The sequence below is a fragment of the Desulfofundulus luciae genome (assembly GCF_030813795.1).
Taxonomy (GTDB): domain Bacteria; phylum Bacillota; class Desulfotomaculia; order Desulfotomaculales; family Desulfovirgulaceae; genus Desulfofundulus; species Desulfofundulus luciae.
In genome coordinates, this window is sequence record NZ_JAUSUX010000011.1 from 45358 (window position 1) to 58380 (window position 13023).

Annotated in this window: 12 protein-coding genes and 1 pseudogene; all 13 read left to right on the forward strand. The window is 55.9% G+C overall.

Going from position 1 to position 13023, the window contains the following annotated elements; translation table 11 throughout:
• Positions 1 to 501: 501 nt before the first annotated feature.
• The 13 genes and pseudogenes from J2Z49_RS08145 to J2Z49_RS08210 all read left to right on the forward strand — a co-directional run bounded on the left by J2Z49_RS08145 (position 502) and on the right by J2Z49_RS08210 (position 13010).
• Positions 502 to 1126, forward strand: a pseudogene (locus J2Z49_RS08145) (4-hydroxyphenylacetate 3-hydroxylase N-terminal domain-containing protein).
• Between the two features lie 452 nt (positions 1127 to 1578).
• On the forward strand, positions 1579 to 1992 hold the full coding sequence (locus J2Z49_RS08155) for a lipoyl synthase (RefSeq protein ID WP_307401885.1): 414 nt from the start codon (positions 1579 to 1581) through the stop codon (positions 1990 to 1992).
• On the forward strand, positions 1976 to 2671 hold the full coding sequence (locus J2Z49_RS08160) for a class I SAM-dependent methyltransferase (RefSeq protein WP_307401887.1): 696 nt from the start codon (positions 1976 to 1978) through the stop codon (positions 2669 to 2671). The genes J2Z49_RS08155 and J2Z49_RS08160 overlap by 17 nt, the downstream gene beginning before the upstream one ends.
• 251 nt (positions 2672 to 2922) lie before the next feature.
• Complete coding sequence (gene accB, locus J2Z49_RS08165; protein ID WP_307401890.1) at positions 2923 to 4794, forward strand: acetyl-CoA carboxylase biotin carboxyl carrier protein; 1872 nt, start codon at positions 2923 to 2925, stop codon at positions 4792 to 4794.
• A 17-nt stretch (positions 4795 to 4811) separates the two neighbouring features.
• Positions 4812 to 6158, forward strand: a complete 1347-nt coding sequence (accC, locus tag J2Z49_RS08170; protein WP_307401893.1) for an acetyl-CoA carboxylase biotin carboxylase subunit — start codon at positions 4812 to 4814, stop codon at positions 6156 to 6158.
• Positions 6159 to 6240: 82 nt separating this feature from the next.
• Entirely contained in the window at positions 6241 to 6642 is a 402-nt protein-coding gene (locus J2Z49_RS08175; RefSeq protein ID WP_307402064.1) for an Asp23/Gls24 family envelope stress response protein, read from the forward strand.
• 46 nt (positions 6643 to 6688) lie between these two features.
• Positions 6689 to 7219 carry an alkaline shock response membrane anchor protein AmaP gene (gene amaP / locus J2Z49_RS08180; RefSeq protein WP_307401895.1) on the forward strand — a complete coding sequence of 177 codons (531 nt, stop codon included), beginning with the start codon at positions 6689 to 6691 and terminating at the stop codon, positions 7217 to 7219.
• A gap of 18 nt (positions 7220 to 7237) precedes the next feature.
• Positions 7238 to 7456, forward strand: a complete 219-nt coding sequence (locus J2Z49_RS08185; protein ID WP_307401898.1) for a DUF2273 domain-containing protein — start codon at positions 7238 to 7240, stop codon at positions 7454 to 7456.
• 31 nt (positions 7457 to 7487) lie between these two features.
• Positions 7488 to 7982, forward strand: a complete 495-nt coding sequence (gene nusB, locus J2Z49_RS08190) for a transcription antitermination factor NusB (protein WP_307401899.1) — start codon at positions 7488 to 7490, stop codon at positions 7980 to 7982.
• Between the two features lie 140 nt (positions 7983 to 8122).
• Positions 8123 to 8974, forward strand: a complete 852-nt coding sequence (locus J2Z49_RS08195; protein WP_307401901.1) for a sulfide/dihydroorotate dehydrogenase-like FAD/NAD-binding protein — start codon at positions 8123 to 8125, stop codon at positions 8972 to 8974.
• Positions 8974 to 10383 (forward strand): NADPH-dependent glutamate synthase, encoded by a 1410-nt coding sequence (gene gltA, locus J2Z49_RS08200; RefSeq protein WP_307401904.1) that lies wholly within the window; start codon positions 8974 to 8976, stop codon positions 10381 to 10383. Before J2Z49_RS08195 ends, gltA begins: the two co-directional genes overlap by 1 nt.
• Before the next feature lie 156 nt (positions 10384 to 10539).
• Entirely contained in the window at positions 10540 to 11748 is a 1209-nt protein-coding gene (xseA, locus tag J2Z49_RS08205; RefSeq protein WP_307401907.1) for an exodeoxyribonuclease VII large subunit, read from the forward strand.
• Positions 11749 to 12158: 410 nt separating this feature from the next.
• A complete protein-coding gene (locus J2Z49_RS08210) occupies positions 12159 to 13010 on the forward strand; it encodes a bifunctional 5,10-methylenetetrahydrofolate dehydrogenase/5,10-methenyltetrahydrofolate cyclohydrolase (RefSeq protein WP_307401910.1) in 852 nt (283 codons plus the stop codon).
• Positions 13011 to 13023 lie beyond the last annotated feature (13 nt).

Below are 13023 nucleotides of genomic sequence, written 5' to 3' on the forward strand. Positions count from 1 at the left end.
CCCGTCACCCTTTAATTTAAAGCAGGCGGCCTTTCAAGTAACGCCTTGTGGGCGCATACGCCCTTTCCATAATCACCGCCGTGCACATGCGCTCCGCCATAGGGGAACTGTTGAAAGCTACGACGTAATTAATGGGCTACTGGATAGCCCTCCTAGCGGTGCGGGGGGAAAGCACCTGGACTGCATCCTGAATGCGGCTTACGCCGCAGGAATTCTTGTGGCCGCTGCCGGTCTTCTGGCTGCCGCCCAGTGTGCCAGGCAGAAAAAAAAAGCAAGAAGGAAAAATTCCCATCCATCTAGAATATGTAGCCAAAGATAAAAAACCTGTCCGGTAGAGAACTTAGAAGTGCGGGTGGCTTAATTTCAACAGATTATCCACGTTTTTGAAGTTTAACGTACTCTCCGGAAACAACTTTTAACTTGAAGGGAGAATCAATATGAAAAGCGGGGCAGAATTTGGAGAATCAATATGAAAAGCGGGGCAGAATTTGGAGAATCAATATGAAAAGCGGGGCAGAATTTATTGAAGAAATTAAGGAGTTTAAGCCGTTAATTTATTGCAGGGGTAAAAAAGTTGAGGGCTTCCTGCGCCACCCTGTGCTCCGGCCGATAATCAACGCTGCCAAAGCAACCTACGACCTTGCCATGGCCCCTGAGAACGCGGAACTCATGACCACCATCTCACCCCTCACCGGAGAAAGATGTAACCTGCTCTCGGCCCTGTTCCAAAGCAGGGTAGAATTGGTGAAAACCGTGAAGCTACGCCGGTGGTGGCATAACACCACCGGCACTTGCACTGCCGGGAGGTGCGCCGGGACGTGTGTGGCCAACGCCATTTACCACTGCACCTTCCTGCTGGACCGGGAATACAATACCGAGTGTACAGAAAGAAGACAAGATATGCGCGGCGGGAGTAATGTGTGTTAAAGGCGACCGGAGCAAGGGGCCTGCAGGGCAGAAGGACCCTGATCTCTACCTGCGGGTGGTCGGTAAGAACGAAAAGGGGATAACGGTGCGGGGGGCTAAGGCCCACCAGAGCAACGGCGCTTTAGCCCACGAGATTTTGGTCATGCCCTTTAGGGCTCTGGCGAAGGCGAAAAGGACTATGCCGTCTCTTTTGCCGTGAAAAACGGCACCAAAGGGCTCATCCATATCTGGCAGCACAACCTCCACGACTCCCGGCGGCTGGTAGCCGATGACATGGACTTGGGCAGCATCTTGTACGGGCTGGAGTACCACGGACCTGCCTACCTTAAATCCACCTTGCCTGCTAGCCACTGCCATAAATGGCGGCGGCTTTTTTTTGGCCGGTCAGTTAATAGGAGTTTCACAACGATTGTTCCGTGTTACCAGAGTGATGAAGTACCCGGTAATTTAACGCTGTTCGTTTTTTGCGCATTTTTCTAAAGCGCCGCAGAAATAGTTACGGCGGGCACGTTTAAAAAACGGTTACGATTGAAGGTACTCGCAGTGGGGATATACGTATGTATGCACCGGCGCCGGACCCTGGCATTTTTATTGCGGAGTTAAAATTCTGATTGTAATTCCTTGGCAAAAATTTTTAAGGGAGGGACCCTGATGGCTCCGAGCGAAGAGGAAATGCTTGACATGTACCGGAAAATGCTATTAATCCGCAAGTCCACCAAAAGCGAGATTATGGTGGGGCTCGGTGAAGAGCCGGCAGAAGTGCTGGCGGTAATGAACGACCTGAGAGAGGCCGGCTGCGACTATATCACCATAGGGCAATACCTGCAGCCCACCCCTGGCCGCCTGCCGGTGCACGGTTATGTTGCTCCGGCGATGTTCCGCTGGTACGAGGAACAGTGCCTCCGGAAAGGCTTCCGGAAGGCGGACTGCGGCCCGCTGGTACGCAGTTCCTACACGCCCGGCCTCTTGTCTGACCCGGCGGGGGCCGCCGTTACAGGACACCGGATCCTGCGGGTTTCCGGCAATAAGAGCGTGGGGAGGTACGCCAATGAGTCAACTTTTTGACGACAAGGCCGGCACTTACGACGAGTGGTACCTGACCCCCGCCGGTCGTTTCGTGGACCGGCTGGAAAAGGAGGCGGTACTGGCTTACCTGGAACCGCGTCCGGGAATGAGCGTGCTGGACGTAGGTTGCGGTACGGGCAACTATTCCCTGGAGCTGGCCAGGCGGGGGTTGAAAGTGACGGGCCTGGACATTTCACCGGGAATGCTGGCGAAGGCCCGGGCGAAAGCCCAGGCAGAGGGATTGCCGGTGGAATTTGTCCAGGGAGATGCCGTGCAACTGCCTTTTCCGGACGATAGCTTCGACGGCGTTATTTCCGTGTCCGCCATGGAATTCGTGCCGGACCTGGGTGCAGCCCTGCAGGAAGCCTACCGGGTCCTGAAGCCCCGCGGCAGGCTGGTGGTGGGGCTGATCGGCAGGGACAGCAGCTGGGGTCGTTTTTACGCGGAAAAGGCCCGCCGGGACCCGGACAGTGTTTTCAACAGGGCCCGGCTGTACACCCTGGATGAGCTGCGGTGTGCCATGCCGGGTGATGCGGTTCGCGCCCGGGCGGTATTATTCACCCCGCCCGGCTTCGACTACGAGCAGGAAGAGGCCGCGTGGCAAATTGAAGCTGCTGCCGTTGCGGCTGGCCGCACCGACGGCGGGTTTATCTGTGCGGTATCCATTAAATTTAATTAATCTTATCTACTCGGGGAAAGGGTGGCTCTCCTGTTTCAGATCACCAAATTTTACACTTTACAATCGGCATAACTTTCAAAAGCTTCCGGGGGTATACTGAAATATATTGTATACTTGCGTTTACCCTATTTCCGGGACCTGTAGATTTTAATATAATAACATCAAGTTAATAATAAACAGGCCAACGGTTCAGGTTGTATTTATTGCAACCTGAGTATTTTTTGTTTTGCCTTGTTTTGGGGGAGGTTTTCATGGGTTTAAAAATCACCGATACTACCCTGCGCGATGGCCACCAGAGCCTCTGGGCCACCCGCATGCGTACTCAAGATATGCTGCCCATCCTGGAAAAACTGGATGCGGTAGGCTATCATTCCCTGGAAGTGTGGGGCGGGGCCACTTTTGACGTTTGCATGCGTTATTTGAACGAAGATCCCTGGGAACGTTTGCGGACTTTAAAAAAGCACATTAAGCGCACGCCCTTGCAGATGCTTTTGCGTGGTCAGTCCCTGGTTGGCTACCAGCATTATCCCGATGATGTGGTCGAGGCCTTTATTAATAAGATGGTGGAGAACGGCATAGATATTATCCGCATCTTTGACGCCTTGAACGACCTGCGCAACTTTGAAGCACCCATGCGGGTGGCTTCAAAGACGGGGGCACACATCCAGGCGGCGGTGGTTTATACCATCAGCCCGGTACACACCACCGAGCACTATGTGGAAACGGCGGTCAGCCTGGCCCAGATGGGAGCTCATTCCATCTGCATTAAAGATATGGCCGGGCTGCTCACCCCTTACAAAGCTTACGAACTGGTAAAACTGATTAAGGAACGGGTCGGTCTGCCCGTACAGCTTCACAGCCACTACATTGGCGGCCTGGCCCTGGGGGCCTATCTCAAGGCGGCCGAGGCGGGTGTGGATGTGGTGGATACTGCTTCGGTGCCCCTGGCCTTTGGTTCTTCCCAGCCCCCGGTGGAAACCGTGGTCCGTGCCCTGCAGGGCACGCCCTACGATACCGGGCTGGAACTGGGCCTGCTGTTTGAAATTGCCGCTTACTTTGAAGACCTGCGCAAGTCCCTGGGTTACGAGCGTGGGGTCACCCGTATCAACGACATGCGGGTCTTTGAACACCAGGTGCCCGGGGGGATGATTTCCAACCTGGTTACCCAGCTGGAAGAACAAAAGGCCCTGCATCGCCTGCCCGAGGTGCTGGCGGAAATTCCCCGGGTGCGGGCGGAACTGGGTTACCCTCCCCTGGTCACTCCCACCAGCCAGATCGTGGGCACCCAGGCCGTTTTGAACGTTCTCGCCGGAGAACGCTACAAGCTTATCCCCGGTGAGGTGCGGGCCTACGTTGAAGGGCTCTACGGCAGGCCGCCGGCCCCCATAGATCCGGATGTGGCCCGAAAGATTTTGGGGGACAAAGAACCCATTACCTGCCGTCCCGCCGATTTACTGGAACCCAAAATGGATAAAATAAGAGAAGAGATCAAACACCTGGCGAAGTCGGAAGAAGATTTCATTTCCTACGCCCTGTTTCCCCAGGTGGCGAAGCGATTCTTTGAAAACCGCAGCCGGCCGGGTCAACAGCCCGTGGATTCTGCCGCACCCTTGCGGCCGGGAACACGGGGGCAAGAGGCCGGCCGTAAGGAGGAAGGGAGCATGAACTTAGAGGAAATCAAGGAGTTAATTAAACTAATTGACCAGACGGCCATTGCCGAGTTATCCCTGGAGAGTGCGGGGGTGAAGGTGGCCATAAGGAAGGCCGGCGCACAAGGAACAATGCCTGCACCTGCGGGTGATGACTCCCCGGGGCCGCCGCCGGCCCGGGAAACGGCTGCCCCGCCGGCACCGGCCCCGAAAAAAAACGTTGATCCTACGGGCCTTGCCGTGATCAGGGCTCCCATGGTAGGCACCTTTTACCGCGCCCCGGCACCCGATGCCCCGCCCTTTGTCCAGGTGGGGGATGTGGTGGAGAAGGGTCAGACGCTGTGTATTATTGAGGCCATGAAGCTGATGAACGAAATTGAATCCGAGGTGGCCGGTGAGATTGTAGACATCCTGGTGGAAAACGGCCAGCCCGTGGAGTACGGGCAGGAGCTGTTTTTGATCCGGGAAAAATAGATGGGCAGGGAGCAGGAATGTTTAAAAAAATACTGATTGCAAACCGGGGAGAAATTGCCTTAAGGATCATTCGGGCCTGCCGGGAGATGGGCATTAAAACTGTTCTGGTATATTCCGAAGCCGACAGGGACAGCCTGCCGGTGCGTATGGCCGATGAGGCCTACTGCATTGGCCCGGCCCCGGCAGCCAGAAGTTACCTCAATATCACCAACATTATCAGTACGGCCATGGTTTCCGGGGCGGATGCCATCCACCCCGGTTATGGTTTTCTGGCGGAGAACGCCGGGTTTGCGGAAATCTGCGAAAGTTGCGGCCTGACCTTTATCGGCCCCCCGGCTTCCGCCATGGAAAAAATGGGCGCCAAGGCCGTGGCCCGGGAAACGGTGCTAAAAGCCGGGGTACCGGTGGTACCCGGTTCCTCCGGTGTGCTCCGGGACGTGCAGGAGGCCCTGGAGGTGGCGGAAGAAATTGGCTACCCCGTGCTGGTTAAAGCTTCTGCCGGCGGCGGGGGCCGGGGCATGCGGGTGGCTCAGGGCCCCGAGGACCTGATCCGGGCGGTACAGACGGCCCAGGCGGAAGCCCAGGCGGCCTTTGGCAACGCTCAGGTTTATGTGGAGAAATATGTGGACGAACCCCGCCATATTGAATTTCAGATCCTGGGCGACAAGCACGGCAATATCGTCCATCTGGGTGAACGGGATTGCTCAATTCAGCGGCGCAATCAAAAGATGATCGAGGAATCCCCTTCTACAGCTCTTACCCCGGAATTGCGCCGGGAAATGGGTGAAATGGCGGTAAAGGCCGCCCGGGCCGTGGGTTATTATAACGCCGGGACCGTGGAATTCCTGCTGGACAAGCACCTGAACTTTTATTTCATTGAAATGAACACCCGCATTCAGGTGGAGCATCCGGTTACCGAAATGGTTACCGGCATTGATTTGATCAAAGAACAAATACGCCTGGCGGCTGGAGAACCCCTGGGCTATACCCAGGAAGACATTCAAATCCGGGGCTGGGCCATTGAATGCCGGATTAACGCCGAGGATCCCGCCCGCAACTTTGCTCCTTCCCCGGGACTGATTACTGCTTACCTGCCTCCCGGCGGGCCGGGGATCCGCCTGGACAGCGCGGCCTACCCCGGCTGGAAGGTGCCCCCTCATTACGATTCCATGATCGCCAAGCTGGTTGCCTGGGGCCAGGACCGGGATGAAGCCATTGCCCGGATGCAGCGGGCACTTGGGGAGTTTATCATTGAGGGGATCAAGACCACCATTCCCTTCCATCAGCGGGTGCTGCATAACGCCTTTTTCCGCCGGGGTGAGATTTACACCAACTTCATTCAGCGCCGCATCCTGATGGACTAATTGGTTGCAGATGCCCTATCGTTCTGATATAATGGGGGGCGTGGAGGTAAAATATGACAAGCAACGGGGAGGTTTATTAATGATGGAAAATAAGGAAGTGGTGGTACGGGAAGAGCAGACCAGCCTGGGTTCCATCCGGATTGCCGATGAAGTAGTGCGGGTCATTGCCGGCCTGGCCGCCACGGAAGTCCCGGGTGTAGCCGGAATGAGCGGCGGGGTGGTAGGCGGCATAGCCGAGATGCTGGGCCGCAAGAATCTGTCCAAAGGTGTGAAAGTGGAGGTAGGAGAAAAAGAAGCGGCGGTAGACCTGTTTGTCATCGTGGAATACGGCATTCGCATTCCCGATGTGGCGCTTCAAATCCAGGAAAATGTAAAAAAAGCCATTGAGTCCATGACCGGCCTTTCGGTGGTCGAAGTTAATGTCAACATCCAGGGGGTAGCCTTCAGCCAGGAGGGTAAAGAGGAAGAACACCGGGTCCGTTAAGGTTTAGTGGAAATGGTGAAATATAGGCATAGGGGGTTACATTTTTATGGGACCCTTTGACCGCGGCCTCCTGGTGATCTATACTTTTGTCATTACACTGGCTTTGGGCTGGGCTATGGCTGCCGTGACGGGTCTTATTGCGCCTTACCGGGTGTGGGGCGGGCTGAACATGGTCATCGGGCAACCGCAGGCCGTCATTGCCCTTCTAGGCCTGTTTATTTTAGGCGGCGCCCGCCTGTTTTGGGTAGGGGTACGCCCACGCCGCCGGCAGGCGGTGGTTCACGAGGCGGCCCTGGGACAGGTGCGTATTGCCCTTACCGCCATCCAGGACCTGGTGGAAAAGGTGGCTCTGGCGCAAAACGGGGTGCGGGAAGCCGGTGCCAGGGTCTACCCGGGCAAAGAGGGCATCCGCATTGGTATACGGGTGGCGGTAACCCCGGACATAAACATTCCCGCCGCTGCCGCCATGGTCCAGGAACAGGTGAAAAATCGGGTGCTGGAGGTTACCGGGGTGACGGTGCAGGACGTTGCCATTACGGTCAAAAGTATTTCCGCCCGTAAACCCCGGGTGGAATAAATGGGGTGTATTCAACCGATGGATGCATATACCCTTGCGGAATTATGGAAGCGGCACCGGGGTAAGATTACCGGTGTCATTTTAGGTCTGGCCTTTGGCTGGTTTGCCATTATCTATGGGATTCTTAAGGCCCTTTTTGTGGCCGCATGTGTTTTTGCCGGCTACTATGTGGGGAAACGGCTGGATGAGCGGGTGGATTTCCGGGAACTGTTTTCCCGGTTGTTCCAGGAGAGATGAAGCATTTTGTTGAAAGCGGGAGGGTCTGGGTATGGGCAGAAGGCAGGCCAGGGAAGCGGCACTGCAGGTTCTCTACCAGGTAGATGTAGCACGGGTTGATCCCGAAGAAGCCCTCAATCACTTACGGGAAATGGCTTCCCAAAACCCCGGGGACTTTGATGAAAGTGATCAAGTAAACGAAAAAGATGCGGAAATAGCTTACCTGAGCCCTAAGGACATGCTTTTTGCCCGTGAACTTGTTGCTGGCACCCTGAACCATCTGAAAGCCTTTGATCAGGTCATTGCCCGTTTAAGCCGGGACTGGCCGCTATACCGTATGGCTGCGGTGGACCGGAATATCATGCGCCTTGCGCTGTTTGAAATTTTCCACCGGGAGGACATCCCCAACAGCGTGGCGGTAAATGAGGCGGTGGAACTGGCCAAAACCTTTGGAGGACCGGATTCCAGTCGTTTTATTAACGGTATTCTCGGCCGGGTGGTAAAGGATCCGTTATCCTATTATCCACCGGAAGGGGAGATGGGGTAGGCCTCCCTTTTCTTTTTGCAGGTTTCGTTCATAAGTTATGCGGGGCGGCAGGAATTTGCCGGCGTAGCGAGAATAATAAGATAATTGTTTCATAATGTTTTATATTTATAGAACATGCTAAGGGAGGGGGAGAATCATTAATGTTCAAAATTTTAGAGAAACAGGTGTTTTCGCCCATTATCAAGCAAATGGTTATTGAAGCACCCAGGGTAGCCAGGAAATGTCAGCCGGGTCAATTTGTTATTTTGCGCATTCACGAAGAAGGTGAGCGTATTCCACTGACCATTGCAGACTTCGACCGGGAAAAGGGTACCATTACCATTGTCTTTCAGGAGGTCGGCAAAACCACCAAACAGCTTGGTACACTGGAAGCGGGAGATTACATCAAAGACTTTGTCGGACCTCTGGGGACCCCTTCCCATATTGAAAACTTCGGTACGGTCATATGCGTCGGTGGTGGTGTAGGGATAGCTCCGGTGTTCCCCATTGCCCGGGCGTTGAAAGAAGCAGGCAATCATGTGATCAGCATCATCGGTGCCCGCACCAGGGAACTGCTATTCTGGGAAAATCGGATGCGGGAAGTTTCCACCGAGCTTTTTGTGACCACCGATGACGGTTCCTATGTGCGTAAGGGTTTTGTTACCGATGTCCTGAAAGAAATTATTGACGAACGGGGCAAGGACAACATCAACCTGGTGCTGGCCATCGGTCCCCAGCCCATGATGCGGGCCTGTTGCAATGTTACCAAAGATTACGGCATCAAAACCATTGTCAGCCTGAACGCGCTGATGGTGGACGGTACGGGGATGTGTGGTTGTTGCCGGGTGACCGTGGGCGGCCAGACCAGGTTTGTTTGTGTGGATGGTCCTGAATTCGACGGTCACCAGGTGGACTTTGCTGAACTGGCCCGTCGTTCGGCCACCTTCCGGGCAGAAGAACAGCGGGCACTAGAGCGTCATACATGCCAGTGCGGATGTGGAGGTGGCAAATAATGGCTGAGAAGAAAGAGATAATTCCCAAAAAACATCCGATGCCTGCCCAGGAACCCGTTGAGCGGATCAGAAATTTCAACGAAGTAGCCCTGGGTTATGACGAAGAAACTGCGGTGGCGGAAGCCAAGCGCTGCCTGCAGTGTAAAAAGGAGCCCTGCCGGCAGGGCTGTCCGGTGGAGGTAGATATCCCCGCGTTTATTAAGCTGGTGGCCGAGCGGGATTTTGCGGGCGCCATTAAAAAGATCAAGGAGAAGAACGCCCTTCCCGCTGTTTGCGGCCGGGTTTGCCCGCAGGAAAACCAGTGTGAGAAATACTGCACCCTGGGCAAAAAACACGAGCCCGTGGGTATCGGGCGTCTGGAACGCTTCTGTGCCGACTGGGAGCTGGCCCGGGGTGTGCTGCCCCAGGAGGTGGCCCCGCCCACCGGTTTTAAAGTGGCGGTGGTTGGTTCCGGCCCGGCGGGTCTTACCTGTGCTGCCGACTTAGCCAAACTGGGTCACAGGGTGACCGTTTTCGAAGCCCTGCATGTAGCCGGCGGTGTGCTCATGTACGGCATTCCCGAGTTTCGCCTGCCCAAGCGGGTGGTACAGGCCGAGGTAGAGAACTTGAAAAAGCTGGGTGTAGAAATCATTACCAATGCGGTGGTCGGCAAGTTTGCCACCGTGGATGAGTTGATGGAGGAAGAGGGCTTTGACGCCGTATTTATCGGCACCGGTGCCGGCCTGCCGTATTTCATGAACATTCCCGGGGAGAATTCCTGCGGCGTTTATTCCGCCAACGAATTCCTCACCCGGACCAACTTGATGAAGGCCTACCTCTTCCCCGAGTGGGATACCCCCATCAAGGTGGGCAGGAAAGTGGCCGTAATTGGCGGCGGCAATGTGGCCATGGACGCGGCCCGCACTGCCCTGCGGCTGGGGGCGGAAGAGTCCTGGATTGTTTACCGGCGTTCCGAAAAAGAACTGCCCGCCCGCCACGAGGAAGTGGAACACGCCAAAGAAGAAGGAATCAAGTTTGCCTTTTTGACCAATCCCGTGCGCATTCTGGCAGATGAAAACGGCTGGGTGAAGGGTATGGAGTGCCTGCGCTATGAACTGGGCGAGCCCGATGAATCCGGCCGGCGGCGGCCGGTGCCCATCCCCGGTTCCGAGTTTGTCATGGATGTGGACACGGTGGTAGTGGCCATCGGCCAGGCCCCCAACCCGCTGGTACCCAGGACCACCAGGGGCCTGGAGCTGGGCAGAAAAGGCAATATAGTGGCCGACCCGCAAACCGGGGCCACTTCCAAGCCCGGTGTTTTTGCCGGCGGCGACGTGGTTACCGGCGCCGCTACGGTTATCCTGGCCATGGGGGCCGGACGAATCGCGGCCCGGTCCATCCACGATTATTTGATGAAGAAGAAGGCTTAGATTTTTAGCAAAGATGAACGGACGGCGGCCTTTCCCTCCGGCTACGCCATTGCCGCGGGGGACGACCGCCGCCCGAAGGGTTTTTGATAATAATGGTAATTGTCCAACAATAATTAATGAGACAAAAAGTGAGAATAATACGGAGCTTGTAGTTAGATGCTCAAGTTGCTCACCGTAAGCGAACTTACCGGCCACATCAAAAACCTCCTTGATAATGACCCGCTTTTGCTGAACCTCTGGGTAAAAGGAGAGATTTCCAACTGTAAACAGGCGGCCAGCGGTCACCTTTACTTTACCCTGAAGGATGAGTTCTGTTCCATTAAGGCGGTAATGTTTCGTTCCCGGGGGCGCCGCCTCCTTTTTCAACCGGAAGACGGGATGGCTGTGCGTGTGCGGGGCTACGTATCGGTTTATCCCCGGGACGGTACATACCAACTATATGTAGAAGAGATGGAGCCCGAGGGCACGGGTGCCCTTTATCTGGCCTTTGAACAGTTGAAACAAAAACTGGAAAAAGAGGGCCTGTTTGCACCGCAACATAAAAAAAAGCTGCCCCTTTTACCCCGCCGCATTGGCATCGTTACTTCGCCCACCGGAGCGGTACTGCGGGATATGGTCAAAATTATCCGGCGGCGCTGGCCGGGCCTGCAGATCATTTTTGTGCCCGTGTCGGTGCAGGGGGAAAGCGCTCCCCGGGAGGTTACCCGGGCATTGCACTGGCTGAATCGCCTGAAGGCCTGTGATGTGATTATTGTAGGCCGTGGAGGCGGGTCACTGGAGGAGCTATGGGCCTTCAACACTGAGATGGTGGCCCGGAGCATTTTTGCTTCCGATATCCCGGTAATATCAGCCGTCGGCCATGAAACCGATTTTACCATTGCCGACTGGGTTGCGGATGTACGGGCTCCCACCCCTTCGGCGGCGGCGGAAATGGTGGTCCCGGTCCGGGAGGAAATGGCCCGCTACCTGGGTCTTCTGGAAGGGCGCCTGTTGCGGGCCATACGGGAAAAATTGCAAACCTGCCGGGCAAGGCTGGATGCCTGCCGTCAGAGCAGGGTACTCCGTTACCCGGTGGATGTTCTCTGTGGTTTCCGGGGACAAATGGTGGACGATCTATTCCGCCGCTTAAACCGGGCCATGGAGCAATATCGCCTGCGCCAGCAAAGCCGTCTGGCGTTGCTGTCCGGCCAACTGCAGGCCTTGAGTCCGCTGGCCACCCTTGCCCGGGGGTACAGCATTTGTACCCGTTCAGACACAGGTGAGGTGGTGCGGCGGGCCGGGGAGGTTGCACCGGGGGAGAAGGTACAGGTAGAGCTCTATCGCGGCCGTCTATGCTGCCAGGTGGAGGAATCAATTATAGAGTAAGTAAATGTTCGGTAAAACCGCTTTTTTAACTACAGGGGCACGGCGTTGTCCGTAGCGTATGAGTGAGCGGATAACGCCTGCCTTAGGCGGGTGACTAAACAGACGCCCATGATGCTTTCAGCGTCACCAGGAGAAGATGAAAATCGCTGCCGTTTTGCACGTAAGCGAGCGACATTGAGCCGAGCAGATGCCAAACTTAGCGAGACCGAGGGCGGAGGCGGGGCCGAGGGCATGGATGCCCGAGGCCGGCCCCTGAGGCATGGATGCCGAATGGGCCGGGAACCCCGCCGAAGTCCGAGGTCGAGCGCTAGTTTGGCCTGCGAGGCGAACGGAGCGAGCGCGTGCAAACGGTAGGCAATTACTTTTTTCAGGGTATTTAAATAGAGGAAATGTAAAGGGGGAGGCTAAACATGGCAGCGACACTTATTGATGGGAAAAAGGTGGCGGCGGAGATCCGGGAAGAGGTTAAGGCCGAAGTGGCCCAGTTGAGGGAACGGGGTATTATCCCCAAGCTGGCCGTGGTCCTGGCCGGTGACGATCCGGCCTCCGTGGTCTATGCCCGGTCCAAGGAGAAATCCTGTGCCAATGTGGGCATCGAGTTTGAGCTTTTCACCTTGCCCGGCAACGCGCCCGAAGAAGAATTGCTGGCGCTCATCGACCGCTTGAACAGGGACGACAGCGTACACGGGATTATGATTGAATTGCCCCTGCCCAAACACATGAACAAGCAGCGGGTGCTGGAAGCCGTGTCGCCGAAAAAGGACGTGGATGGCGTCCACCCCATCAACCGGGGTTACATTTTAAGCGGCGGGGACGGCCTGTTCCCGGCCACACCCCAGAGCTGCATTGAAATCATGCTCCGTACCGGCATTGAAATCAAGGGTAAAAATGCCGTGATTGTGGGCCGGGGCGAGACGGTCGGCAAACCCCTCATCTTCATGATGCTCAACCAGAATGCCACCGTTACCGTGTGCCATACCAGGACCGCCGATCTGGCCTACCATACCCGCCAGGCCGACATTCTCATTGCCGCCGTCGGCAAACCAAGAATGATCAAGGCCGACATGATCAAACCCGGAGCAGTGGTGGTGGATGCCGGTATCAACCAGGTGGAGGGCGGCATTTGCGGTGACGTGGACTTTGAAAACGCCAAGGAGGTAGCCGGGGCCATCACCCCTGTGCCCGGCGGTGTGGGCAGCCTGACCACTGTGCTGATTCAAAAGAACGTGCTCAAAGCCATCAAGCTGCAGGGGAAGATTTGAGGAGGTGTTTTTT